We start from the raw sequence: 26,715 nt of genomic DNA, 5'->3' as shown, positions 1-26,715 counted from the left end.
AAAAAGAGAAATAGAGAAAAAGAGAAAAACAAACAGATAAGAATTAAAGGGTAAAAAAAGGGGGGTTAAGAGAATTATGATAGACGCTATTTTCGTCACGCTCCAGCTTATTTTGGCCGTGATAGGTGTGTACCAATTTACATTCTCTTTATTTGGTATGTATAGGAAAAAGAAGAAAGAACATTTTCCAACGACCAAATCATTCGCCGTGTTAGTGGCGGCACACAATGAAGAGCAGGTCGTCGGGGCTCTTATGGAGAATTTGAAAAAGCTTGATTATCCACAAGAACTGTATGATGTGTTTGTTATTTGTGACAACTGTACAGACAGTACTGCGGATATCGTTCGTGCGCATGGTATGAACGCTTGTGAACGCACGAACCCGACTCTTCGGGGTAAAGGATATGCGATTGAGTGGATGTTGAAAGAACTTTGGAGTATGCCTCGCGAATATGACGCAATCGTTATGTTTGACGCTGACAACTTGGCAGCACCGAATTTTCTCAGTGAAATGAATGATGATCTATCTGGAGGCGCACGTGTTATCCAGGGTTACATTGATACCAAGAATCCAGAAGATTCATGGATTACGGCAGCTTATGGAATTTCATACTGGTACATTAATCGCTTGTGGCAGCTATCTCGGCACAATTTGAATATGGCTAACTTTTTAGGCGGAACGGGTATGTGTTTTGAGACTAAGTTGTTGAAAGAAATGGGCTGGGGAGCTACAAGCTTGGTTGAGGATCTAGAATTTACAATGCGTAGTGTTCAAAATAACGTATACCCTAAATTCAATTACGATGCCAAAGTATTCGATGAGAAACCACTCACTTTTAAAGCTTCATCAAGACAACGTCTTCGTTGGATGCAGGGACACTTTACAGTAGCACGTAGATACTTTTTCCCATTGCTATGGCAAAGTATTAAGGAAAGAAGCCTTGTTAAATTTGACTTAGCTTTGTATGGAGTTAACGTATATATCGTACTTCTGACATTTCTTATGACAGGGGCGATGTGGGTTGATATTGCCTTCTTTAAAGGCCCTAACATTGCTAATATCTATGGATATTTACCATTTTGGTTAAGTTTTGTAGCGATTGTTGCTAACATTTCAACTTTCTTCGTAGCTATGGCTTTAGAGAAAGTAACATATAAAAAGGTTTATCAGTACCTGATTCTGTTTCCAATCTATCTGCTTTCTTGGTACCCAATCACGGTCTATGCATTCTTTACACAGAACAACAAACAATGGAGCCATACAGAGCATACACGAGTTGTTAGAATGGAAGAAGTCGTACAAAGCAAACAAGTATAACGATTAAAAGTTGACTTGTTATGTCTGATGTGATATATTATTCAAGCATGTTAAATGAATATTTGGATTTAAGCAGAAGCACCGGCTTCTCACCTGACCAATGTAAGATTAGTTGGCTGGTATTTGATCCAGTGATTTATGAATGGGATATTTCATGAAGAATTGATCAAAAGGGATGCTGGTAGATTGAACCAGCATCCCTTTATTTGTTTTACAGATTGCGAAATGAATCAATTTGGAGGTGGACGGTTATCAGTAAGGAACATATGATCAATGACGAAATTCGGGCGAAAGAAGTTCGCCTGGTGGGTGCAGAAGGTGAACAAATCGGAATTACTCCGATTCGTGAAGCGCTGCAGATGGCAACGGATCTTAATCTCGATTTGGTAAATGTAGCGCCTCAGGCAAAACCGCCAGTGTGCCGCATCATGGATTACGGCAAGTTCCGCTATGAGCAGCAGAAGAAAGACAAAGAAGCTCGTAAGAACCAGAAGATCGTGGATACCAAAGAAGTATGGTTCCGAGCAAACATTGATGAACATGACTACCAGACTAAACTTCGCAACGTCGTTAAGTTCTTAAAAGAGGGCGACAAGGTTAAATGCTCTGTACGTTTCCGTGGACGTGAAATTGCACACGCAAGCATTGGACAGAAGATTCTGGAACGCGTGAGAGAAGAAGTAGCAGAGCATTCCGCTGTAGAACGCTTTCCGAAGCTTGAAGGTCGCAGTATGATTATGATATTGGCTCCTAAAGCTCAATAATCCGAGGAGGAACTATAATGCCTAAAATGAAAACACATAGCAGTCTTAAAGGCCGCTTTAAAATTACTGGAACAGGTAAAGTTATGCGCTATAAAGCATTCAAAAACCATCTTTTATCACATAAATCCAAACGTCAAAAACGTGTGCTTGGCACGAACCCGACGATGGCACCAGGAGACGTTAAACGTCTAAAACAAGGCTTATCTAACTTGAGATAGTTAACAACAATTATTGGGAGGTTTACTAATATGGCAAGAGTAAAAGGCGGATTTGTCGTTCGTCGTAGACATAAGAAAGTATTGAAACTCGCTAAAGGTTATTTCGGTTCCAAACACCGTATTTTTAAAACAGCAAAAGAACAAGTAATGAAATCATTGGTTTATGCATACCGTGACCGTCGTCAGACTAAACGTAATTTCCGTAGACTATGGATCGTACGTATTAATGCTGCAGCACGTATGAATGGATTGTCTTACAATAAATTAATGCACGGCTTGAAATTAGCTGGTGTAGATATTAACCGTAAGATGCTTGCTGATTTGGCTGTTCATGATATCAACGCATTTAATTCTATCGCAGCTGTTGCTAAAGAAAAAATTAATGCTTAAGTTATTGTACTAATAAAACCGCTAGCTTATGGCGGTTTTTTTCTTGGGATAATGGAAATAGTATGAGTAAAGTGGAATCAAAAACCTATTGTTTTATGGGATTAAAGCTAACGGAATAAATGATTCCGTGTTACATAATATAACACCTATTCAGTAACGCTTGTATGTTTTAAATCGATAAAGCGTTTTCTTAATGAAATTTATTTAAATAAGTTGACATTGCGTGAGCGATTTACTGGATTTTATCACTTTTAGATTGTATAATTTGTTCATTGAAGATCCCTTCAATTGTTAGGGATAAATTCTTAAGGGGGAAAATAGAAAATGAAAAAAATACTTAATGCATCACTTGTGTTGGCATTATCTTTATCCGTAGTTTTAGCTGGTTGTGGTAAGAATGAGGAAAAGCCAGCGGGTGAAACAGCTACTGGTGGTGCTAAATCAGATATGAAAATCGGAATGGTTACTGATGTCGGTGGAGTTAATGATAAATCCTTTAACCAATCTGCATGGGAAGCACTTAAGTCTATTGAAAAGGAAACAGGTGCAAAAGCAACATACCTACAAAGTAAGAGTAAAGCAGATTACACACCTAACCTTAACAAGTATGTTAAAGGCGGATATGCGCTTACTTGGGGAATTGGATTCGATCTTGGTGCAGATATCAAAACTGTAGCAGATCAGAACCCAGATGCTAAGCTTGCTATTATTGATGCTGTAGTAGATTCACCAAACGTTCAATCGGTTACTTTCTCTGAGCATGAAGGTGCATTTTTGGTTGGTGTTGTAGCAGCTAAAATGACAAAAACAGGTAAAGTTGGATTCGTAGGTGGAGCGCCAATTCCAGTTATTACACGTTTCGAAGCTGGATTTAATGCAGGCGTAGCTGCTGTGAATCCTGATATTAAAGTAGATAATGTTTATGCTGGTGCATTTGATAAGCCAGACCAAGGTAAAGTCATCGCATCTAATATGTATAATTCTGGCGTGGATATCGTTTTCCATGCGGCTGGTGCAACTGGAACAGGCGTATTTAACGAAGCAACTGCACGTGTTAAAAACGGTGAGAAGGTTTGGGTTATCGGTGTAGATAAAGACCAATCGTTAGAATTTGGGGATGAAGTTACTTTGACATCGATGGTTAAGGGTGTTGATGCAGCTGTTCAAAGAGTGTCCAAAGAAGTTATTGATGGTACATTCAAAGGTGGAACAGTTGAACTTGGTCTAAAAGATGATGGCGTAGGTATTGCTAAAACATCTGATAAGAATGTGCCTGCTGATGTGTTAGCATTAGTAGAAGAATATAAAACTAAGATTATTAGCGGAGAAGTTAAAGTTCCGCAAGATGTTACAAAAAAATAGTCGAATCTTTAACGATCACTAACAAAAAAAATGAAGTTTACAAATGACAAGGCTAGTTATTATGACTGGCCTTGTTCTTATCTGTAAGCCTTTCATTTGGACGAGACTTTAAATAAAGTATAAGGGTGATAACATGGATGCAGCAAACCCAGTCGTGGAGCTAAAGCAAATTACAAAGCGATTTTCCGGCATTGTTGCCAACGATTCTATTAGTCTGAAGTTGCATAAGGGAGAAATCCATGCGCTGCTGGGGGAGAATGGTGCGGGGAAATCCACACTAATGAATATCCTATTTGGATTATACCAACCTGATGAAGGAAGTATTGAAATAAAAGGTAAACCTGTCAGTATCGATAATCCGAATAAGGCAATTGAACTGGGCATTGGCATGGTGCATCAGCATTTTAAGCTTGTACAACCCTTTACAGTAACAGAGAATATTATTTTAGGTATGGAGCCCAAAAAATTAGGATTTCATCTTGATTATAAGACAGCAACTGCAAAGATCAAAAGCTTATCTGATCAATACGGTTTGAAAGTAGATCCTAATTCTAAAGTTTCTGAAATTTCGGTTGGTATGCAACAAAGAGTTGAAATATTGAAAACCCTATATCGTGGTGCAGATATTCTTATATTTGATGAACCAACTGCGGTATTAACGCCACAGGAAATCACAGACCTTATGTCTATTATGAGACGATTGGTAGATGAAGGTAAATCTATTATTTTGATCACACATAAGCTTAAAGAGATTATGCATATTTCTGATGCAGTAACGATTATACGGCGTGGTAAAGTCGTAGATACATTGAAGACATCTGAAACAAATCCCAATACGTTAGCTGAAAAAATGGTCGGCCGAAATGTTTCTTTCAAAATTGACAAAAAAGCTGCTACCCCAGGAGAAGCAATTCTAGAAGTTCGAGATCTGATGTTGAAGAATAAAGAGGGTGTCTCTGTTCTCGATGGATTGTCTTTGGATGTAAGAGCAGGTGAAATACTTGGTGTTGCGGGCGTTGATGGCAATGGACAAAGTGAACTTATTGAGGCTTTAACGGGTTTACGCAAAGTGGATAGTGGCTCAGTGACAATGAAGGGGTTGGACCTCACGAATCGTACCCCGCGATTTGTGTCAGAACAAGGCGTATCTCATATCCCAGAAGATCGCCATAAACATGGGCTAGTTCTAGATTTCTCGATGAGTGAGAATATGGTTCTGGAAACATATTATAAGGCGCCATTTAATAAAGGTGGTTTCTTAAATCAACAAGAAATTGATAAGCAAGCAAAGAAATTAATTGAAGCATTCGATGTGCGAACACCAAGTATAGAGACTAAGGCAAGATCGTTATCTGGTGGTAATCAACAAAAGGCGATTATAGCCCGGGAAATAGATAAAAAACCAGAACTTCTAATTGCAGCTCAACCTACACGTGGTTTAGATGTAGGGGCGATCGAGTTCGTACAACAACAACTAATCTCTCAAAGAGATCAAGGGAAAGCTGTCATACTTATATCTTTTGAATTAGATGAAATTATGAATGTAGCAGATAGAATTGTCGTGATCTATGAAGGTCGAATTGTCGGAGAAGTACTGCCTGAACAGACAAATGATCAAGAGTTAGGTTTAATGATGTCTGGTAGTACATCGGGAGGTAAGCAACATGAATAAATTGATGAAAATATTTACGCTTGATAGTATCATTATTCCTGTGGTTGCCGTGATATTTGGGCTTATTGTAGGTGCGGTGATTATGCTTGCAGGTGGATATGACCCGATACTTGCATACAGTTCATTATTTACATCTGTATTTGGAGACTCGTATGGTTTTGGTGAGACGATTCGTGAAATCACACCTCTTATCATGACAGGTCTCGCAGTAGCTTTTGCTTTTCGTGCAGGTCTATTCAATATTGGTGCAGAAGGACAATTTCTCATTGGAATGACAGCTGCATCCATTATAGGGATTAAGATTACAGGGTTACCTGCTTTGATTCATGCCCCCCTAGCAATCATCGCTGGAGGTTTATGTGGTGGTTTGTGGGCAGGTATTGTTGGTTATCTAAAAGCGAAACGTGGCGTAAATGAAGTTATTGTCTCGATTATGCTGAATTGGACGGCTTTGTATTTCAGTAATTATATTGTGAGAACCTTTTTGCTTCAGGAGGGTCAACAGAAATCAGTAGATATTCAACCGACAGCATCGATTTCGCTTCAAGGATTGTCTATGTTGATGGATAATGCACGTATGCATATGGGTACCTTGCTAGCGGTTTTAGCTGCTGTGTTCTTTTATATATATATGTGGAAGAGTAAACAGGGTTATGAGCTTAGAGCTGTAGGACACAATCCAAATGCAGCGGAGTACGCAGGTATGAATGTGAAGGGGAATATCGTGAAGGCTATGTTCATCAGTGGTGTTTTTGCTGGTCTTGGCGGTGCTTTTCAGGTACTTGGGGTCTTCCATTATCAAGATATATTCACAGGATCACCAGGTATTGGATTTGATGGTATTGCGGTAGCATTGATTGGTATGAATCATCCGTTCGGGACGATAATGGGTGCTGCTCTCTTTGGAACATTGACTTCCGGTTCATCGGGTATGAGTTTCGGTGCGGGAGTTCCTCCTGAAATCATTCGAATTGTGATTGGTTCCATTATATTCTTTATTGCTGCTCAAGGAATTGTACGCTGGGTACTTAAGCCTTTATACCTCAAACGTAAGAAAGAGAAGGTGTTGTAAATGGACTGGATAACAACGATTGGCCAACTCATCAACACAACGCTGGTGTTCTCTACAGCACTTATCTTTGCTTCTATGGGAGGTATCTTCTCAGAACGTTCCGGCGTAGTTAACATTGGTCTTGAAGGGCTTATGGTCTTTGGAGCTTTTGCTGCTGCCGTAGGAACTTATTATGCTGAGGGTGCAGGCATGGGTGCTGCATCTCCATATATTGGATTATTAGCGGCGGTTGTAATGGGTATCATTGCGTCTCTGATACATGCAGTAGCTTCGATAACCTTTAAAGCAGATCAAACGATCAGTGGTATCGTTATTAACTTTTTAGCTGCTGGAAGCACATTGTATTTAGTTAGACTTCTCTTTAACGGTGAAGGAGAAACGCCGCTGTTACAAGAAGTCTTCCGGAAGACTAATTTTTTCGGTTTGTCTGATATTCCTTTTATTGGGGAAGTGTTATTTCATCATTACCCAACAACATATTTAGCAGTTATTTTGGTATTTGTATCGTATTACGTTCTGTTTAAGACAACGTTTGGCATGCGTTTACGTGCAGTAGGAGAGCATCCTAGTGCTGCGGATACGATGGGTATTAAAGTGAGTCGTATGCGTTATACCGGAGTCATGATGAGTGGTGCCTTGGCAGCTCTTGGTGGTGCAACAATCACATTAACCACGACGAGTATGTTTGCTCATAATACGATTTCAGGTCAAGGATTTATCGCTATCGCTGCGATGATTTTTGGGAAATGGAATCCAATTGGGGCTCTTGGAGCTGCTGTGTTATTTGGTCTCTTTCAAGCTATGGGTAGTTATTTTCAGTTATTTGATTGGGCAAGTAATATCCCTCAAGATTTCATTTACATGCTCCCATATGTATTAACGATTGTTGTACTAGTAGCTGCAGTTGGAAGGTCCTCTGCACCTTCGGCGTTAGGTGAACCTTACGATCCGGGTAAACGTTAAAGTCTAGAAGTTGAAATACAAAACACCACACTCCTTTGAAGGGGTGTGGTGTTTTGTATTTCAATATATAGAATTTAGAGCAGGACTTTTTGTAGAGTCTCTGTACCCATTATCAGTTACTTGGGCATTGTATAGGGCTAATGAACAAGCGATAGGTCAATCCCTAGAATACATTGTATTTGAACGATAAGGAGGAGGGAGAACATGAAGCACTCGGTTACGAAGAGTCAAGCACGTAAATGGATAGGGAAGAATATCACTGCAACTAAAAAGGATGGTACGCTTGTTTCTGGAAAACTGCTGAGAATTTCCGGAAATCGTCTCATTATGCAACGAAATACTGGAAAGAAAGTACAGATTAAAGCCATTATTCCGTTGGTGTTATTTGACTTGTTGGCGATTGGAACAGCGCCTTATGTTACTGGTGGTTTAGGATATGGTGGTTTTGGTGGACCCAAAGTAGCACCTAATGCATACGGAAATCAATACGGAAATCAATACGGAAATGCGTATGGAAATTATGGTAGCCCCTATGCCGGAGGGTATCCACCTTACGGAGGATTCTTCTAAATTCTGATTATACCTGCAGTTGCTTTTCTAGTTCATATATTTTACTGGTTGGATGGATACGAGTGGGCGTATATCCCAATTTTTTATAAAAGGTAAGTCCGATTGTATTGATGGTATCTACCATGACTTTGGATCGTTTGCATCCGCGAGACAGCGCGAATCGCTCTGCTTGAACCATTAACAAGTTTCCCCAACGCTTGCGCTGTGCAGCGGGTGCAACGGCCAACATATCGATATACAATAAGTCACCGTGTAACATGAAATGGACAAATCCTACGGCATCCCCCTCATAATATGGTGAAGCTACTAGCGTAACGCCGTTTGTTAAGCGTTTAGGTAGATCTTTTTTTATATCTAAGATTTGTTTTTCATCCATACTTGATAATGGTACAAGTTCAGATTCAATTAATTGTATAATAGTGGAATCATCCTGTTTGGGTCTTCTGTAACGGATCATGCAGGTAATTCCTCCCCTCACTAGTCAGTAAATTTATTGCATCATATGTGTTATAGGGGAGACTGTGTGCTATAATTTGGAAACAAAATACTATGAAGAAAAATTCATTCATAAATAAATTTAAAATAAGGGTATTGACTATAGTGGTGGATGGATCATATAATACATGTAACATTTTAACGACTAAATTATGTCATCGGCAATGAAGAGGACGAAGTTTTAAGGGCTCTTAGTACAGAGAGTGAGAGGATTTGCTGCAACCTCCACCAAAATCCCTTTTATACGAGCTCACCTCTGAGCTGTTTTCCTGAAAAGCATTAGTGCCTACTAGGGAAAATCGATTGGTCCACGTTATAGACCACAGGTATAAGAAATTATACTTGATAAGGCTTTTTGTTGTGAAACTTAAAGCAAACTTGGGTGGTACCACGGAAGATATAAACTTTCGTCCCTCACACAGAGATAAGTCTGTTGTGAAGGACGAAGGTTTTTTTTGTTCCGAAATATTGTAATAGGTGTAATCTTGAGAGGGGGATGACTGATGAACGAGCAAATTCCAAAGCAGACGTCAACAGAGCAATTACGAGAGAAATGGATGAAACCGGAAGTCATTACTGGCTCGGAAGTATTGCTACGCAGCCTTCTATTGGAGGGTGTAGATTGTGTGTTTGGTTATCCTGGTGGAGCTGTACTGTATATCTATGATGCTATGTATGGCTTCGATGATTTCAAGCACCTATTGACGCGTCATGAACAGGGAGCAATACATGCGGCAGATGGATATGCAAGAGCTAGCGGTAAAGTAGGTGTCTGTATTGCAACCTCTGGACCTGGAGCAACAAACCTAGTTACAGGAATTGCTACAGCATATATGGATTCTGTACCTATGGTAGTTATCACGGGGAATGTAGCTACAACTTTAATCGGAACGGATGCTTTCCAAGAAGCAGATATTACCGGAATTACGATGCCAATAACTAAGCACAGCTACTTGGTAAGAGATGTGGAAGATTTACCTCGAGTGATTCATGAAGCATTCCATATCGCGAATACAGGACGTAAAGGTCCAGTGTTGATTGATATTCCTAAGGATGTATCGGCAGCGAAGACGCTATTTAAACCGGTTGAAGAGTTCAATGTTAGAGGTTATAATCCACGTACTGTACCTAACAAGTTGCAAGTTGATAAGTTAGCACAGGCCATTAGTGAAGCTAAACGTCCTTATATTCTTGCTGGTGGAGGCGTGATCTACTCAGGGGCACATGAAGAGTTATTTGAATTCGCAACACGAACTGGAATTCCAATTACGACTACACTTCTTGGGCTTGGTGGATTCCCAAGCGGACATGAGTTATGGACGGGAATGCCAGGAATGCACGGTACCTATACATCAAACAATGCGATTCAACAATGTGATCTTTTGATTAATATTGGTGCTCGATTTGATGACCGTGTAACAGGTAAACTAAATGGATTCGCACCTCATGCCAAAATTGTACACATTGATATTGACCCTGCAGAGATCGGTAAGAATGTAGCGGTAGATATTCCGATCGTAGGAGATGTGAAGACGGTTCTTGAGATGATCAACCCGTTGGTGAGTTATAACGACAAAGCGGACGCATGGAGAACTCAACTTCAACAGTGGAAGCAAGAATATCCTTTCAGATATACAGATGCAGACGACGTATTGAAACCTCAATGGGTTATCGAGATGTTGAATGAAACGACGAAAGGTGAAGCCATTGTTACAACGGATGTAGGACAACATCAAATGTGGGCAGCACAATACTACAAGTTCAATCATCCTAGATCTTGGATTACGTCAGGTGGACTTGGAACGATGGGATATGGTCTACCGTCGGCGATTGGTGCACAGATGGCTCAACCAGAACGTTTGGTTATCTCCATCAATGGAGATGGAGGAATTCAGATGTGTTCGCAGGAATTAGCCATTTGTGCTATTAATAATATTCCTGTTAAGATCGTTATAATTAATAACCAGGTATTAGGCATGGTTCGACAATGGCAGGAACTTATTTACGAGAATCGATATAGTCATATTGATCTTGCGGGCAGTCCTGATTTTGTTAAATTAGCGGAAGCTTATGGTGTTAAGGGACTTCGGGCAACGACGAAAGAGGAAGCGCGGCTTGCATGGCAGGAAGCACTTGATACTCCAGGTCCAGTTCTATTGGATTTCGTTGTTAATAAGTACGAAAATGTATATCCGATGGTTACTCAAGGATCGACCATTGATCAAATGTTGATGGGGGATGAGTAATATGACGATGAGACATACGATTTCCATACTTGTAAATGATCAACCCGGCGTACTTCAAAGAGTTTCTGGACTTTTTGGAAGACGCGGGTTCAATATTGAAAGTATCACGGTTGGACAGTCTGAAGAAGTTGGATTATCTCGAATGGTTGTTGTAACGATCGGTGACGATAAAACACTCGAACAGATCGAGAAGCAGTTATACAAGCTGATTGATGTTATAAAGGTCATTAATTTGGGATCTAAACCTATGGTTGATCGTGAATTAGCATTAATTAAAGTGAAATCAGAAACAAACGAACGTCCAGAAATTATGGGTATCGTAGATACATTCCGTGCATCGGTTGTTGATATTGGTACACACAGCATGATGGTCCAAGTAGTTGGAGATACGACTAAAATTGATGCAATGATTGAATTGCTTAAACCGTACGGTATCCGTGAGATATCTCGGACGGGTGTTACGGCAATGACTCGAGGAAATGACACGAAGTAATGTAATAAAGTAAGGCATGTAACAATGTGATGTAATGATATGAGATAAATGCCCTCTCTTAAAGAGCGGGCGTTTGAGAGATTCACAAGTCTACACTCACTTTAGTGAATCTTTGAAACACCCGTTCTTTAAAGATGAATTCAAAATTTGTTTATTACAATTTATGGATCATCATTGAGGGTTCTTTTAAAATTAAAGGAGGACTTATAAAATGGCAGTTACAACTTATTATGAAAAAGACGCAGATTTGAACGTATTGAAAGGAAAAACGGTGGCAGTTATTGGTTATGGTAGCCAAGGACATGCACAAGCGCAGAACTTGCGTGATAGTGGTGTGAACGTAGTTATCGGACTTCGTGAAGGTAAATCATTCAAAAAAGCACAAAATGATGGTTTTGAAGTTCTTTCTGTAGCGGAAGCAACTCGTCGTGCAGATGTGATTCAAATCCTTATGCCTGATGAAACTCAAGCTTCTGTATACAACAACGAAATTGCACCAAATCTTAAATCAGATGCAACATTGATGTTCTCCCATGGTTTCAACGTTCATTTTGGACAAATTGTTGCTCCAGCTGGAAATGACGTACTTCTAGTAGCACCTAAATCACCTGGTCATATGGTACGTCGTACTTATGAAGAAGGATTTGGCGTTCCTGGTTTGATCGCAATCGAGCAAGATGCAACAGGTAAAGCTAAAGAAATCGGATTAGCTTATGCTAAAGGTATTGGTTGTACACGTGCAGGAGTAATCGAAACTTCTTTCCGTGAAGAAACAGAAACTGATTTGTTCGGTGAGCAAGCGGTTCTATGTGGCGGAGTTACTGCATTAATTAAAGCAGGATTCGAAACATTGACTGAAGCTGGTTATGCTCCTGAAATGGCTTACTTCGAATGTCTACATGAAATGAAATTGATCGTGGACATGATTTATGAAGGTGGAATGGCAAGTATGCGTGATTCTATCTCGAACACAGCTGAATACGGTGACTATGTTACAGGTCCACGCGTGATCACTGACGAAACGAAGAAAGCTATGAAAGCTGTATTGACAGATATTCAACAAGGTAAATTTGCTCGTGACTTCATCCTTGAGAACCAATCTAACAATGCTTTCATGAACGCTACTCGCCGTAATGAAGCAAATCATCCAATCGAAGTGGTTGGAGCACAACTACGTGAAATGATGCATTGGAGCAAGAAATAATTAAATCATATCTCAATCATACTAATGTTGGTAAATAGTACTCTATCTCTGACACATTTGTACTTTAAGACGTTGGAGGGATAAAGTATATCGTTTAAAGGGTATTCCAATGCGGCCGTGCACATTTACATGCGTGAGCCGCATTGGATATTTTAATAGGAAATCATATATGTTAAGGAGGTGTCTGTCATGCGGAAAATTTATATTTTTGACACCACATTAAGAGATGGAGAACAATCTCCAGGTGTGAACTTGAATACGCGTGAGAAGGTAGAGATTGCACATCAATTAGAAAAATTGGGTGTTGATCGTATGGAGGCTGGATTTCCAGCAGCTTCTCCAGGAGATCTTGCAGCAGTAAATGCTGTTGCAAGAGCGGTTAAGGATGTGACAGTCATCGGTCTTTCCCGTTCTCGTGAGCAAGATATTGATGCTGTTCGTCAAGCTTTAATAGGAGCTCAAGATCCATGTATTCACATTTTTCTAGCAACTTCACCGATTCACCGTAAGCACAAACTACGGATGGACAAAGAACAAGTGTTAGAAACAGCACAATCTGCGCTCCGATATGCTCGTAAGTATTTCTCGAAGATTGAATTCTCCTTGGAGGATGCTGGGCGTACGGAATATGATTTCATAGCTCAAATGGTCGGTATGGCTATCAAAGAGGGTGCATCTGTGGTAAACATTCCAGATACAGTGGGCTACTTGAATCCATCCGAATATGGCGCAATCTTCAAATTTGTTAAAGAAAATGTACCCGATGTTGAGAAAATTCAATTGAGTGCACATTGTCACAATGATTTAGGAATGGCAACGGCAAATACATTAGCGGCTATTCAGAATGGTGCTGACCAAATTGAAGGCACAATTAATGGGATTGGTGAGCGAGCAGGAAATACAGCGATTGAGGAAATAGCGATGGCTTTGGCGACACGCCAATCATTCTTCAATGCTACGACTTCGCTTCAATTGTCTGAAATTGCACGTACCAGTCGCTTAGTTAGTAAGTTAACGGGAATGGTCGTTCCTGGAAATAAGGCTATTGTAGGGGCTAATGCCTTTGCACATGAGTCAGGCATCCATCAAGATGGTATGTTAAAAGAGAAAACGACATATGAGATTATGACTCCTGAATCGATTGGCCTTAAAGAAAGTAAGCTTGTTCTAGGTAAGCATTCCGGACGACATGCATTCCGTGAAAAGCTAATTGATTTAGGTTATGAATTGGATGATCTTCAGGTGAATGAGGCTTTTGCAAAATTCAAAGACCTAGCTGATAAGAAGAAAGAAGTATCCGATGATGATCTTCTTGCACTGATTGAAGAGAAACTTGTAGATACTGTAGAAGTATTTAAGCTCGAAACGATTTATGTTACTTATGGAAATACATCGGTTCCAACGGCTAAAGTTCGTATTGTTAAAGAAGCGAATGAAGTGTTGGTCGAGGAAGCAGAAGGTAACGGATCGGTAGATGCGATCTATAATGCGATTGACAAAGCTACGTTAGAAGAAGTCACACTTGACGATTATTCTATTAAATCAGTTTCCCATGGGAAAGATGCGCTTGGTGAAGTACATGTTGTGCTTACCCAGAATGGTGTATCTGCACAAGGGCGTGGACTGAGTACGGACATATTAGAAGCGAGTGCACGTGCTTATGTTGATGCATTAAATCGACTAATAGAAAAGCGTGTTACTTTCAGTAATCGTGAGAATGTTAAACTGTAATTATATACGGTTGTTACATACAAAAATGCAGGTCTACCATGGATTATTATGGGTTAGACCTGCATTTTTGTGTATTCCGAATTTATTTGCATGTATAGCATACCTTATAGGTGAAAGCTATCAACCTCATAGATTCTATATCTTTGTCAAATCAATAGAAAGTATGATACAACAGTATATAGGTGAAATAAAACAGTGTATTTTATATAAAGAGGAGCGATTATTATGATGTCAGAAGTTAAGAAAATAGCAGTCATTTCCGGAGATGGAATTGGACCAGAAGTTGTTGCAGAAGCATTGAAAGTATTGAAACGTACGGAAGAACTTTTTGGATATAGCTTCGAAACAGAGCATGCATTATTTGGTGGAATCGCAATTGATCAGAAGGGTACGCCTCTTCCACAAGAGACATTAGATATTTGTAAGAATGCAGATGCAGTCCTTCTTGGAGCCGTTGGAGGACCTCAATGGGATAATAATCCAAAAGAACTTCGCCCAGAGACTGGATTACTTGCTATTCGTAAAGAATTAGGACTTTTCTCAAATCTACGCCCTGCCGTTGTCTTTGATTGTTTGAAAGATGCATCAACATTGAAGCCGGAAGTACTTGAAGGTACAGACTTAATGGTTGTTCGTGAGTTAACGGGTGGTATTTATTTCGGAGAGAAATTCAGACGTCAAGGTGATCAAGGTGAAGAAGCGGTTGATACATGTGTGTATAACGTAACCGAAGTAGAGCGTATTATCCGTCAAGGTTTCGAGATCGCACAGAAAAGACGTAAGAAGTTAGCTTCTGTTGATAAAGCGAATGTGCTTGAAACGTCCCGCCTATGGCGTGAAGTTGCAAACCGTCTTGCTCCGGAATATCCAGATGTTGAACTAGAACATATCCTTGTTGATAACTGTGCAATGCAACTTCTACGTCGTCCTTCTAGCTTCGACGTTATCGTTACAGAGAATATGTTCGGAGATATTCTAAGTGATGAAGCGGCAATGTTAACTGGATCAATCGGGATGTTATCCTCCGCATCTATGGGTGAAGGAAGTTATGGACTGTATGAACCGGTACATGGTTCTGCACCTGATATCGCTGGACAAGAATTGGCCAATCCAATTGCAACGATTCTTTCACTCGCATTGATGTTCCGCATAACATTCGGATATGAAGATGCTGCTAGCGCAATTGAAGAAGCTGTAGCTGAAGTATTGAATGCAGGTCATCGTACTAGCGATATCGCAGTAGATAAGAGTAAAGCAATTGGAACAAGCCAAATGGGTGATTTAATCCTTGCAGCAATGAAAAAATAATTTATTTATTTATAATAATTATAAATAAAAAATAGCTTTAATCTTGACTTTGATTTCTCTGGATGATAGCATTTATATTGTAGTTTTTTGACACTTTAAACAAGAGAATAGCATATTTTCTGTTACATATATTAAGGAGGGATTCGTATCATGGCAGAACGTCTAGTTGGTAAGGCAGCTCCGGATTTCACAATGGAGATTGTTACTGGAGATGGTAAAGATTTCGGAAAAGTGAGCTTGTCCGATTATCGTGGTAAATGGCTTGTATTGTTCTTCTATCCTTTGGATTTCACATTCGTATGTCCAACTGAGATTACAGCATTAAGTGATGCTTATGGTCAATTCAAAGTATTAGATGCTGAAGTGTTGGGCGCAAGTACGGACTCCATTCACAGTCATAAAGCTTGGTTGACTACACCTAAAGATTCCAACGGATTGGGTAACATTAACTTCCCATTGGCTTCAGATATTACTAAAAAGGTTGCTAGTGACTACGGTATCCTTATTGAAGAAGAAGGTATCGCACTTCGTGGTTTGTTCATTATTGATCCAGAAGGCGAATTGAAATATCAAGTCGTTAACCATAACGATGTAGGTCGTAGCGTAGAAGAAACAATCCGTGTTCTTCAAGCTCTACAATCTGGCGGACTATGTGCAATGAACTGGAAACCTGGTGACAAAAATCTTTAAAAATAATATGTAATCTAATCATTGATATACGTATACTAATCCCCCCCCCTTACCTGCTATTAAATGGCGGTTAAGGGGTGTTTTTATCGAAAGAATGAATTTGTTTGAAACTTAAAAATATTGTTGAATATATATAAAATATATACAAGAAAAAAAGAGGTATTGTGAGCCTTGGGAAAGAATAACTTAAATCATGATAGATGAAATCTGAGGAGGGTGAACTATAATGAGTTTTTGCTGTGGAGCGAGTATGGTTGGTACAAAAGGAACTTTGAAGCATTACCGCACCCAAGTCCATAATGTTCCCCTACTTTTTTGTCCAGTATGTCATCGGGTAGAAGTTCATTACAAAGTAGAGAATGAATACGAGATCCTTGCAGAGTATGCACATGGAGATGGCGCCTTTGAGGTGGATTTTCAAGATTATGTAACGGAAGATGAAGAGGCTATTTTTGAGAATGTAGTAAACCGTGAAACTGAGGATCCAAAAAATATCGTGCAGAATCAAATAGACATGGCTTTGGATTTGCTTGCAGTAGCTAAGACTCTGGAAGATGAGAAATGGGAGAGAGAACTTAAGACAAGACTTGCTGTGATGAGTCAACGAAGACTTCGCCTTCATAATAAAGCCTAATCGCGTATTAAAAAATACGTTTTCTTCAGAGCCTTCGTCTGTGCGAGGGCTCTTTATTATGTTAAAAATTGAATAGTTTGTATTGTAGACCTTTATCTTATCTTTTTCGACAGTATTTCTGATTGACGTTGTTCCTAGACTCTGTCTATGATTGGTATATGAAAAAAATGGAAAAAAGTCGTCTGTTGCATTATAATTATTTATCATTCTTGATAAAAGGGGGAACATCGAGTTGAGTGAAACCCAAGAAACATTATTAAAATCACTACAGACATTTCAATCAACACAACTTGTTAAGGATAAATATGAGAACATACTTGAACACCTTGATAGTGGAATTATTCTCTTCGACAGAGATGGAATGCTAACGTTTGTTAATGTACAAATGGCCAAGCTACTCGAGATACCCCGTGTCGCCCTCATCGGGTGCACACTAACAGAAATCTTACGGCATCCCCAACTAAGCCGCTTGAACAAACGGAAATTGCTTAGGATATATCGTGAGACTATTTTTCATAAAAAAAGACATCATGAATTTTGTGATGACCGGGGAAATCATTGGCTCCTTACGTTAACTTATGGAGATCAAATGAATGGAGATTTCTTACTGAGTGCAAAGGACGTATCCGACTATAAGCAAATAGAGGAAACAGCATATCAGAATGATAAACTAGCAATGTTAGGTAAAATCTCAGCATCGATCGCACATGAAATTCGAAACCCTTTAACAGCGATTCGGGGGTTTATTCAATTGTTGCGACCGCACTTACTACATATGGGTAAAGATGAATATGCAAGAATTATCTTGATGGAGATTGATAGAGCTAATGATATTATTAGTGAGTTTTTAAATTCCTCCAAGCCGTCAGCGCCACAAATGTCAGTTATTAATGTGTCATCTTTGTTGAAGGAGGTTGTCCTTCTTAGCGAAAGCGAAGCATTGATGAATGGCTGCCAAATCACTCTGCAAGATAGGGAAGCTCCTTTATATATATCGGTTGACTCGAAACAAATTAAACAAGTCATATTAAATATTATTAAGAATGCAATGGATGCTATTGAAGACTTGGGCCATAATCATGCTGGAATGATTCATATTCATGTAGAACAAGTAAGCACAAATGTAGAGATCCATATCTGTGATAATGGAAAAGGCATGGATCATGATATATTGGCTCGCCTGTTTGATCCCTTTTTTACGACGAAGAAAACTGGGACAGGATTAGGTCTTTCAGTGAGTTATCGAATTATAAAAAATCATGGAGGATTTATTTACGTGAATAGTGATTTGGGCGAAGGAACACATTTCAAGATAACACTACCACATATTAAATAGTACTTTTAAGAGGTGTCTCTGGTTGTTAATGGAGATGCTTTTTTTTGTTGTTTGATATATCAAGGATAGCAAAATGCTATAATGAAAGAGAATATAGCGAGAAATGAGAGATATAATTGTAAACGGTTTCCTAAGGAGATGGCCTTGATGAAAGTACAACATATTCAAGAATTATCTAATAAACTGAAGAATAATGTTAGTCGTATTATTGTTGGGAAAGATGAAGCAGTGGAACTGCTGTTAACAGCAATAATTGCTTCGGGACATATACTCCTCGAGGATGTACCGGGAACGGGTAAGACGTTATTAGCGAAAACATTATCTGCGTCGATGGAATGTTCTTTTCAACGAATTCAATTTACCCCTGACTTACTTCCATCTGATCTGACGGGAATTAACTTCTACAATCAAAAAGAGGGCGATTTCAAATTTCGTCCTGGGCCTCTGTTCGCTAATATGGTGCTCGCGGATGAGATTAACCGTGCTACTCCTCGTACACAAGCGAGTCTATTGGAATGTATGGAGGAACGCCAGATTAGTGTCGATGGAGAAACTCATATTCTTGGACGACCATTTATAGTTCTAGCTACTCAGAATCCGATAGATAATCAAGGGACATTCCCTCTTCCAGAAGCTCAAATGGATCGATTCATGCTTAAGATGAAACTAGGATACCCTTCAATGAATGAAGGGATTGAAATATTAAAGCGTACTACGTCGCTCGAGGTAAGCCAGAAAATAATGGCTGTCGTCTCACAGGAAGATATTGTTGAAGCGCAAGCATCCTATTTATCAGTCCAAATACAAGATGATCTCTTACGATATATTATTCAAATCGCAGAGGCTACTAGAAATCATACGGATGTATCACTTGGGGTGAGTCCTCGTGGGACACAAGCTTTACTTCGAGCTGTTCAGGCATTTGCAGCTGTGAGAGGTCGAGATTATGTTCTGCCAGATGATATTAAACATATGGTCCCTTCGGTATTGTCGCATCGATTGCTTTTTAGAAATCGTCTTCAACAACAGGAAGGACGAGCAGAACAGCTATTACAGGAGATCCTACATCATGTTCCAGTTCCAAGCGAGGATCAAATAGAAAGCAGTGTGAAGTAATTTATGACCTTTGTATGGTTGTGTTGTGCTTGCCTTCTTGTTCTTCTCATTCAAGGTATTATATTCGGTATCCCAGTGTTAAGACACACTTCCTACTCTCGTCATTTGACTAAGGATCATTGTTATGCCGGTGATTCATTAGAAATGGTCGAAGTGATCTCGAATGAAAAGTGGATACCCATCATCTGGTTGAGATTGGAAGCCATGTTGCCCGCATCATTTTCATTTCTATCTAAGGAAGTCATACAGATTAGTAAAGGTAACATATATCAGAATCATCGAAGCGTGTTTACGTTGAAACCCTATAACAAAATTACTAGGGAACATCCATTTATAGCATTAAATCGAGGTCTATACTCTTTAGAGACAGTGTCGATGTCTGGTGGCGATCTCATCGGATTATTCTCTTCAACACAATTAGTACCTGTGAATGTATCATTATGTGTATATCCAACGCTATTATCTATTGACAATATGCCATCCTCCTATCGCACTTGGCAAGGAGATCTAGAAGTGTCTCGTTGGGTAGTAGAGGACCCATTTCTTATATTAGGTACAAGAGAGTATTCGGGAAATGATCCTATGAACCGTATTCATTGGAAAGCAAGTGCACGAGCGGGACAATTGCAAGTCTATAAACAAGGGTATACCGCTAACCCTGAAGTCATCGTGTATGTAAATGTTCAAGTAAATGAGCACATGTGGAATGTGGTAAGTAATCCAGAAATGATAGAGCAGGCTTTATCATATGCCGCGACGGCTGCTTCCCACCTCATTCAACAGGGAATGAAAGTAGGATTTGGACATAATGCGATCCATGGTAGTCAATCAATGCAAGCGATACGCATATCCCCAGGATATGGAAAATCCCATTTAGATGACATATTGAAAGCAATGGCTCAAGTTGAAATGAAGTGTCTGCAGTCCTTTGAGCAATTTCTCAAAGATGAGCTAGATATCAGAGTTGATGGAGAGACATGGGACTATCTCATGATTACGGGTCATGTTTCTGAAGCAATAGAAGAACTGATATGGCGTCTTCGCTCAAAAGGCAACAGTGTTATGGTTCTTCCAGTCGTTGACGTAGTGTCTATGGGCGAGAGGATGCAGGAGGTTATTTCATGAATATAGGCAAAAGAATAACAGTATTCAGCACGCTTCCGATGACTGTTTTTTTTGAAATAGCTGCTTACTATGCCATTATTGTAGTCATAAGTCATTATGTACTGCTATCATCATCCTTGTACATTGCTGGAATGATGTGGATTGCTGGGACCTGTGGAATTGTAATTTCACTTCTCTTAAGTAAGAGACAGCGATGGATGAACTGGGTTTGTATATTGCTTGCAGGAGGGTTGATCTTTGCGGTTACAGGTCAATTCAATTCAGGAATACGAGGTTGGATATTATGTGTGGTTCTGATAGGAGTAGCATTTAGAGGAAATAGTCTTACTGAACAAGGTTGGAAAGTAACCTTCTCGCCGATATATCAATTACAAGGTATCGGATGTACGTTAGTTCTGTCTATATTTTCTAATAATCTGTCTCTAACGGCCATAGATGCAGGTTCATTATATATGGCAGGGTTAATCTCTCTTTGTTCATGGATACTTCGACTCAATTCAGAACAGGTTCGTAGGGAAACATTAAGTAATCATTCTACTCAACTAGGTGCCTTCAGAGGATTTGTACGAGTAAATCGTGGATGGAGTATGTTGGTTATCTTCTGTATGGTGATCTTTGGTGCATTTACGCAATTAAGCCAAGGATTGTATTGGTTATGGAATCAATTTGCCCATTGGTTAAGTAGAATTATTGACATGATGAACCAAAGGCCTAAACCTATTAATCCTGAACCAGCACCCATTCCTGAAGCATTTCCAATAGAACAAGGTACTCCAAAGGAAGCAGGATCCTCTTTATGGATGGACTTATTATATTGGACGGCTAAAGTTATTATAGCGTTAGTCGTTATATACATTTTATTCAGAATAGTAAGGTTTATCACCGTGAAAATAGGGCAATTCATAGCAAACCTTTATTCCAGAGGAGTTGGCTCTCCCACTCAACATCTAACGGACAATATCACTTATAGGGATAAGGTCGAGAAGATTGAAAAGAATCGCCGCTCTTTTTCATTTAGACGTAAGAGAAATTTATTACCGGATAATCCTCACGGAAAGGTTCGTTACTACTATAAACGTATGGTTCAAAGAGCTATTCGAGAGGGGCTAGTATACTCAACTTCTCAGACTCCCAATGAAATCGCGTTTCTGTTGGAAGGAAATAAGAAGGGAGAATCGACGCTGTCTGCTTCCGATGTGAACAATATTACCTCGCTTTATAATGATGTACGCTACGGTAACAAGGCGATGGAAGACCATCAATGGAAGGCTGCGATTGATCATTTGAAAGATAGTAAATAAAGTTCATATGCAATGATATGTTAATGAAGGATTGCTAAGCCAATGTTAAAAAGGCTTAGCATTTTTTTGTGATTCGGAACTGGATAGAACGGCATAGGAATGACTTTTATCACAGACAATCTTTAGTGAAAATCAGTACATTTAGAACACGTTAACGTTGATACTGGTTATCAATCTCACTGTAGAAAGTGAAAATGAGTGTTAGTAATATTATAAATTTGTGAATGCAATAGGATATAGATGAAATAGAGAGGGGAATTGAGGAATGCCTTTAACGATGTTGCCACTAGGTAAATCGGCTGTTATCAATGTCTGTAGAGCTAAGGATTCGACTAGAAAATTTCTAGAAGGATTGGGGATGGTTCCAGGCGCGCTAATTACGGTCATTTCAGAGAATGGTGGAAATTTGATTGTGAATGTGAAGGATTCAAGACTCGCTCTTAGTAAAGGAATTGCACAGCAATTGTTAGTTCAGATGTAGCTTGAAGGGGAGAGTAGAGATGGAGACAACCTTAAATGAATGCAGGCCTGGAGATAAAGTGGTTATCGTTCGGGTGGGTGGAGAAGGACCAGTAAAAAGGCGGTTAATGGACATGGGTATCACCCGTGGTGCGGAGATCTTAGTCCGAAAGGTAGCTCCGATGGGGGACCCCATTGAGGTGAATATTCGAGGTTATGAATTAACTTTTCGGAAAGCAGATGCAAGCAATATTATGATTCAAAAGCTTGAGAGCTAAAAGCTGCTCACCATCGGTAGCTTTTAAAATATAACAATTATTGAGAACTGTTCTCAGTTAGTTTGTAGGGGGTTAGAGGAATGGCGTTCAGATTTGCACTTGTGGGAAACCCGAACTGTGGTAAAACAACAATGTTTAATGAAGTCACTGGGAGCACACAGCATGTGGGTAACTGGCCAGGCGTAACGGTAGAGAAGAAAGAGGGCAAAGCTAGAAGATTCAAAGAAGATATTAAGGTCATAGATCTTCCAGGAATATACTCATTATCTCCGTATTCATTAGAAGAAATCATTTCTAGAAATTACATATTGGAAGAAAGACCGGATGTGGTCATCAATATCGTGGATGCAACAAATATTGAGCGAAATTTGTACTTAACAACACAGCTGATTGAGCTTGGGATACCGGTTGTTGTCGCGCTTAATATGATGGATGCTCTTGAAGCCAGAGGTGATCAAATTGATATTCCTCGGTTAGAGAAACAGCTAGGTGTACCTGTCATTCCAACTTCAGCTAACAAAGCTCATGGTACTAAAGAGTTGATTGAACAGACACTTCAAGTGGCTCAAAACGCAGCATCAGGACAATTGGCTGAATCGATAACTTTATTCGAAGAGAAAATTGAAAAGAGCTTGGAAAAGTTAAGTGAGCTCATTACTCCTATGCTTGGACAGATGTATCCACCACGGTTTGCAACGGTAAAGTTACTTGAAGGCGATGAAATCGTTACAGCTAACATTAAGATGAATCATAAGCTAATAGAGGCAATCCGCGCAACTCGAGACCAATTAGAACAAGAATATGACAATGACATGGAGACGATCATAGCGGATCAGCGGTATCAGTTTATCTCCAAAGTCGTTAGTAAATCAGTTAAAAAGAAACTAAGTGTTGGTGGACTAACTGTATCTGATAAAATGGACAAAATTCTAACGCATCGGATTTTCGCTATTCCGTTGTTTCTCCTTATCATGTATGTGGTATTCACCATCACCTTTGGATTTATTGGAACATTCACCATTGATTATATTGATCATCTCATGAATGTGGCATTAGCAGATACAGTGACTACATTACTTCACAGCGCAGGAGCAGCAGAATGGTTGGACTCTCTGATTGTAGGTGGGATCATCGCTGGTCTGGGTAGCATTCTTGTGTTCGTACCTCAGATTATGATTCTATTCTTCTTTCTAGCGATACTAGAAGACAGCGGATATATGTCTAGAGCGGCATTCATGATGGACCGAATGTTTAGAAAAATAGGACTAAGCGGTAAATCATTCATTCCAATGATTATGGGGATTGGATGTAGTGTTCCTGCCATTATGGCTACAAGGACTCTGGAGAATGAGAAAGATAGACGATTGACGATAATATTGACTCCCTTCATGTCCTGTGGAGCACGTCTTCCTGTTTACGCACTGTTTGCAGCTGCATTCTTTGCGAATGCTCAGAGCTTAGTCATATTTTCCCTTTATTTATTAGGGATGGTTGTTGCCATACTGTCAGGAATTTTACTCCGAAAGACTCTTTTCAAAGGTGAAGCAGAAGCCTTCGTTATGGAGCTTCCTCCTTATCGTATTCCTACATTTAAAGGTCTGATGATTCATATGTGGGATCGTGGAAAAGGATTTATTAAGAAGGCTGGAACGGTTATTTTTGCGGCATCAGTCATTATTTGGTTCGGTCAAACGTTTAATTTCTCACTCCAAATGGGGGATGAAGTCAGTGGTAGCATATTTGGATCCGTGGGAACTTTTATATCGCCATTCTTTGCTCCACTTGGCTTCGGAGATTGGAGATCATCAGTTGCCCTTCTAACCGGTTTTGTTGCAAAAGAAGCAGTCGTAGCTACTATGGGTATTCTAAACAATCTAGGTGAGGTAGGAGAAGGTTCAGTGGAACTTATGGCCTCGCTTCAGACGTACTTCACACCACTGAAGGCTTACGCATTTATGACATTCACGCTACTATATATGCCTTGTATTGCAGCGTTTGCTGCGATTAAGAGAGAAATGAATTCATGGAAGTGGACGTTGTTTACGGTAGGATACCAGACGGCTACGGCTTGGATTGTCTCTCTTATCGTCTATCAGGGTGGGAAGTTACTTGGTCTTGGTTAATCGTCAAACGTATATTTCTATTGAGAGAGAGGCGATACTATTGATTAATTGGATTCTGGGAGGATTAATCTTTTCTCTGGTTATCGTTATCGTTGTAAAGAATGTTAGACGCCTTCAGAGGGGAGAAACGACCTGCTCAGGTTGTTCATTACAAGAGACTACGAATTGTTCCTGTCCACATCGTGATACGCAATAACAATGGATTACTAAAAAGTTAAGGTGAAAATGTTCGATTCTCATGTTTAATACCCTTTACATCGTGTTCTTGATTCAAGTATGATGAAGTAATAGTGTAAAGGTGAGAGGAGATTAGTTCAATGAAATTAAATCAAAGTAAAATTGTAGACTGTACCATTCGTGATGGAGGTCTAGTTAATAATTGGGATTTCAGTATTGAATTTGTCCAGAAATTATACGCTGGTTTAAATGAAGCTGGCGTTGACTATATGGAAATTGGATATAAGAATTCTCCTAAATTACTCAAGGGTGCAGAGGACGCGGGACCTTGGAGATTCTTAGATGATGAATTTCTTAGAAAAGTCATTCCTCAAAAGGGATTCACGAAGCTGTCTGCTCTAGTTGATATTGGACGTGTAGATGAGAATGACATTCCGAATCGCTCAGAGAGTATGATTGACCTTATCCGTGTAGCCTGTTATATCAAAGATGTGGACAAGGCTCTCCAATTAATTCAAACATTCCATGATCGTGGATATGAGACGACACTTAATATCATGGCTCTGTCTAATGTTATGGAGAATGAGCTTGTTGAAGCATTTGAGATGATTAAAGAAAGTGTTGTTGATATCGTCTATATTGTGGATTCTTACGGAAGTCTGGATCATAAAGATATTACGTTCTTGGTAGAGAAGTTCCAGACTCATTTACCTAACAAACGTCTTGGTATTCACGCACATAACAACCTACAACTTGCTTTCTCTAACACATTGATTGCTTCAGAGAAGGGCGTTGAACTGTTAGACGCTTCTGTATATGGAATGGGTCGTGCAGCAGGTAACTGTCCTACAGAGCTACTTGTATCGCAGTTGAAGAACACGCAGTACAAGCTTCGTCCAGTACTTGATGTGATCGAACAGTTGATGATTGCTTTACGTGAGAAGGAAGAGTGGGGATATATTATTCCTTACATGATTACAGGAACGCTTGATGAGCATCCACGATCGGCAATGGCGTTAAGAGCATCAGAGAATAAAGATAAATCTGTAGATTTCTATGATAAATTGATGACTCCTGAAGTGACATTTGAAAAGAAATAAGAGCTTTTTGATTGATATACTGGTCACTGTGTTACATAAGAATTTCAAAAGGCGTATCCAATGAGAAGATCATTGGATACGCCTTTTTATTTGTGATGATCAAGAAGGAAAGAACGTTGGGCTATATTTGTACGAACATGTAAGCTAAGCGATGAATATTGTGATTTATAGATCATATATTTAACGAGAGAGAATAAAGAAGACGACGCAACATAATGAAGAGCGTAAGTAAGATGATTAATTCATGAGAACGGTATGAAATATAGTTGCTGTTGAGGTCTATATGTGGTATATTATTTCTCGTACTCTTAAATATTTATTGAGTCATTAGACATGTCGGGACGTAGCTCAGCTTGGTAGAGCACCTGGTTTGGGTCCAGGGGGTCGCATGTTCAAATCGTGTCGTCCCGATTCTTTTCTTTTATTAATGCGGGTGTAGTTCAATGGTAGAACTTCAGCCTTCCAAGCTGATAGCGTGGGTTCGATTCCCATCACCCGCTTCATATGTTAAACTTTGAAGCCCTTGGTCATCAAGGGCTTTTTTGTTTGTCTATTTTTAGATAGAGAAGA

Annotated in this window: 25 protein-coding genes and 2 tRNA genes; 26 read left to right on the top strand and 1 reads right to left on the bottom strand. The window is 39.6% G+C overall.

Annotated elements, in window-relative coordinates:
• Positions 1–76: 76 nt before the first annotated feature.
• The 9 genes from PBAT_RS01290 (at position 77) to PBAT_RS01250 (ending at position 8,329) form a co-directional block, all read left to right on the top strand.
• On the top strand, positions 77–1,318 hold the full coding sequence (locus tag PBAT_RS01290) for a glycosyltransferase family 2 protein (protein ID WP_068645935.1): 1,242 nt from the start codon (positions 77–79) through the stop codon (positions 1,316–1,318).
• A gap of 266 nt (positions 1,319–1,584) precedes the next feature.
• Positions 1,585–2,082 carry a translation initiation factor IF-3 gene (gene infC / locus PBAT_RS01285; RefSeq protein ID WP_068645934.1) on the top strand — a complete coding sequence of 166 codons (498 nt, stop codon included), beginning with the start codon at positions 1,585–1,587 and terminating at the stop codon, positions 2,080–2,082.
• Positions 2,083–2,099: 17 nt separating this feature from the next.
• A complete protein-coding gene (gene rpmI / locus PBAT_RS01280; protein WP_068582648.1) occupies positions 2,100–2,300 on the top strand; it encodes a 50S ribosomal protein L35 in 201 nt (66 codons plus the stop codon).
• 30 nt (positions 2,301–2,330) lie between these two features.
• Positions 2,331–2,690: a 50S ribosomal protein L20 gene (rplT, locus tag PBAT_RS01275; RefSeq protein WP_068582652.1), complete on the top strand. Its 360-nt coding sequence runs from the start codon at positions 2,331–2,333 to the stop codon at positions 2,688–2,690.
• Between the two features lie 324 nt (positions 2,691–3,014).
• Entirely contained in the window at positions 3,015–4,052 is a 1,038-nt protein-coding gene (locus tag PBAT_RS01270; protein ID WP_068645933.1) for a BMP family lipoprotein, read from the top strand.
• A gap of 133 nt (positions 4,053–4,185) precedes the next feature.
• Entirely contained in the window at positions 4,186–5,724 is a 1,539-nt protein-coding gene (locus PBAT_RS01265) for an ABC transporter ATP-binding protein (protein ID WP_068645932.1), read from the top strand.
• Complete coding sequence (locus tag PBAT_RS01260; RefSeq protein WP_068645931.1) at positions 5,717–6,796, top strand: ABC transporter permease; 1,080 nt, start codon at positions 5,717–5,719, stop codon at positions 6,794–6,796. The genes PBAT_RS01265 and PBAT_RS01260 overlap by 8 nt, the downstream gene beginning before the upstream one ends.
• Positions 6,797–7,759, top strand: a complete 963-nt coding sequence (locus PBAT_RS01255; protein ID WP_068645930.1) for an ABC transporter permease — start codon at positions 6,797–6,799, stop codon at positions 7,757–7,759.
• Positions 7,760–7,963: 204 nt separating this feature from the next.
• On the top strand, positions 7,964–8,329 hold the full coding sequence (locus PBAT_RS01250; protein ID WP_068645929.1) for a hypothetical protein: 366 nt from the start codon (positions 7,964–7,966) through the stop codon (positions 8,327–8,329).
• A gap of 7 nt (positions 8,330–8,336) precedes the next feature.
• On the opposite strand, the gene PBAT_RS01245 is transcribed toward PBAT_RS01250, so the two are convergent.
• On the bottom strand, positions 8,337–8,786 hold the full coding sequence (locus PBAT_RS01245) for a GNAT family N-acetyltransferase (RefSeq protein WP_068645928.1): 450 nt from the start codon (positions 8,784–8,786) through the stop codon (positions 8,337–8,339).
• Between the two features lie 541 nt (positions 8,787–9,327).
• Here PBAT_RS01245 and ilvB point away from each other — a divergent pair.
• From ilvB to PBAT_RS01160, 17 genes are all read left to right on the top strand, one after another.
• Positions 9,328–11,070: a biosynthetic-type acetolactate synthase large subunit gene (gene ilvB, locus PBAT_RS01240; RefSeq protein ID WP_068645927.1), complete on the top strand. Its 1,743-nt coding sequence runs from the start codon at positions 9,328–9,330 to the stop codon at positions 11,068–11,070.
• 1 nt (position 11,071) lies between these two features.
• Positions 11,072–11,563: an acetolactate synthase small subunit gene (gene ilvN / locus PBAT_RS01235; protein WP_068645926.1), complete on the top strand. Its 492-nt coding sequence runs from the start codon at positions 11,072–11,074 to the stop codon at positions 11,561–11,563.
• Positions 11,564–11,774: 211 nt separating this feature from the next.
• Positions 11,775–12,767, top strand: coding sequence for a ketol-acid reductoisomerase (gene ilvC / locus PBAT_RS01230; protein ID WP_068645925.1), 993 nt, complete (start codon positions 11,775–11,777; stop codon positions 12,765–12,767).
• A 189-nt stretch (positions 12,768–12,956) separates the two neighbouring features.
• On the top strand, positions 12,957–14,498 hold the full coding sequence (locus PBAT_RS01225; protein WP_068645924.1) for a 2-isopropylmalate synthase: 1,542 nt from the start codon (positions 12,957–12,959) through the stop codon (positions 14,496–14,498).
• 228 nt (positions 14,499–14,726) lie between these two features.
• On the top strand, positions 14,727–15,806 hold the full coding sequence (gene leuB / locus PBAT_RS01220; RefSeq protein WP_068646350.1) for a 3-isopropylmalate dehydrogenase: 1,080 nt from the start codon (positions 14,727–14,729) through the stop codon (positions 15,804–15,806).
• A gap of 150 nt (positions 15,807–15,956) precedes the next feature.
• Positions 15,957–16,496 carry a peroxiredoxin gene (locus PBAT_RS01215; protein WP_068645923.1) on the top strand — a complete coding sequence of 180 codons (540 nt, stop codon included), beginning with the start codon at positions 15,957–15,959 and terminating at the stop codon, positions 16,494–16,496.
• 226 nt (positions 16,497–16,722) lie between these two features.
• Entirely contained in the window at positions 16,723–17,130 is a 408-nt protein-coding gene (locus PBAT_RS01210; RefSeq protein WP_068645922.1) for a hypothetical protein, read from the top strand.
• 232 nt (positions 17,131–17,362) lie between these two features.
• Positions 17,363–18,466: an ATP-binding protein gene (locus PBAT_RS01205; RefSeq protein WP_068645921.1), complete on the top strand. Its 1,104-nt coding sequence runs from the start codon at positions 17,363–17,365 to the stop codon at positions 18,464–18,466.
• Between the two features lie 147 nt (positions 18,467–18,613).
• The gene (locus PBAT_RS01200; RefSeq protein WP_068645920.1) at positions 18,614–19,582 is read left to right on the top strand and encodes an AAA family ATPase; all 969 of its coding nucleotides are present in this window, start codon (positions 18,614–18,616) and stop codon (positions 19,580–19,582) included.
• A gap of 3 nt (positions 19,583–19,585) precedes the next feature.
• Entirely contained in the window at positions 19,586–20,707 is a 1,122-nt protein-coding gene (locus PBAT_RS01195) for a DUF58 domain-containing protein (protein ID WP_068645919.1), read from the top strand.
• Entirely contained in the window at positions 20,704–22,008 is a 1,305-nt protein-coding gene (locus tag PBAT_RS01190) for a DUF4129 domain-containing protein (RefSeq protein WP_068645918.1), read from the top strand. The genes PBAT_RS01195 and PBAT_RS01190 overlap by 4 nt, the downstream gene beginning before the upstream one ends.
• Positions 22,009–22,273: 265 nt before the next feature.
• Positions 22,274–22,489, top strand: coding sequence for a FeoA family protein (locus tag PBAT_RS01185; protein ID WP_068645917.1), 216 nt, complete (start codon positions 22,274–22,276; stop codon positions 22,487–22,489).
• Between the two features lie 19 nt (positions 22,490–22,508).
• Positions 22,509–22,745: a FeoA family protein gene (locus PBAT_RS01180; RefSeq protein ID WP_068645916.1), complete on the top strand. Its 237-nt coding sequence runs from the start codon at positions 22,509–22,511 to the stop codon at positions 22,743–22,745.
• An 80-nt stretch (positions 22,746–22,825) separates the two neighbouring features.
• On the top strand, positions 22,826–24,868 hold the full coding sequence (gene feoB / locus PBAT_RS01175; RefSeq protein ID WP_068645915.1) for a ferrous iron transport protein B: 2,043 nt from the start codon (positions 22,826–22,828) through the stop codon (positions 24,866–24,868).
• 317 nt (positions 24,869–25,185) lie between these two features.
• Positions 25,186–26,145 (top strand): aldolase catalytic domain-containing protein, encoded by a 960-nt coding sequence (locus PBAT_RS01170; protein WP_068645914.1) that lies wholly within the window; start codon positions 25,186–25,188, stop codon positions 26,143–26,145.
• A gap of 337 nt (positions 26,146–26,482) precedes the next feature.
• Positions 26,483–26,556, top strand: a tRNA-Pro gene (locus tag PBAT_RS01165).
• An 18-nt stretch (positions 26,557–26,574) separates the two neighbouring features.
• Positions 26,575–26,645: transfer RNA gene (locus PBAT_RS01160), tRNA-Gly, on the top strand.
• Positions 26,646–26,715 lie beyond the last annotated feature (70 nt).

It is taken from the genome of Paenibacillus antarcticus, from assembly GCF_001637225.1.
In the GTDB taxonomy this organism is placed as follows: domain Bacteria; phylum Bacillota; class Bacilli; order Paenibacillales; family Paenibacillaceae; genus Paenibacillus_AQ; species Paenibacillus_AQ antarcticus.
Note: the sequence above shows the minus strand (reverse complement) of the source record. Positions and strands in the feature narration are given on the sequence as shown.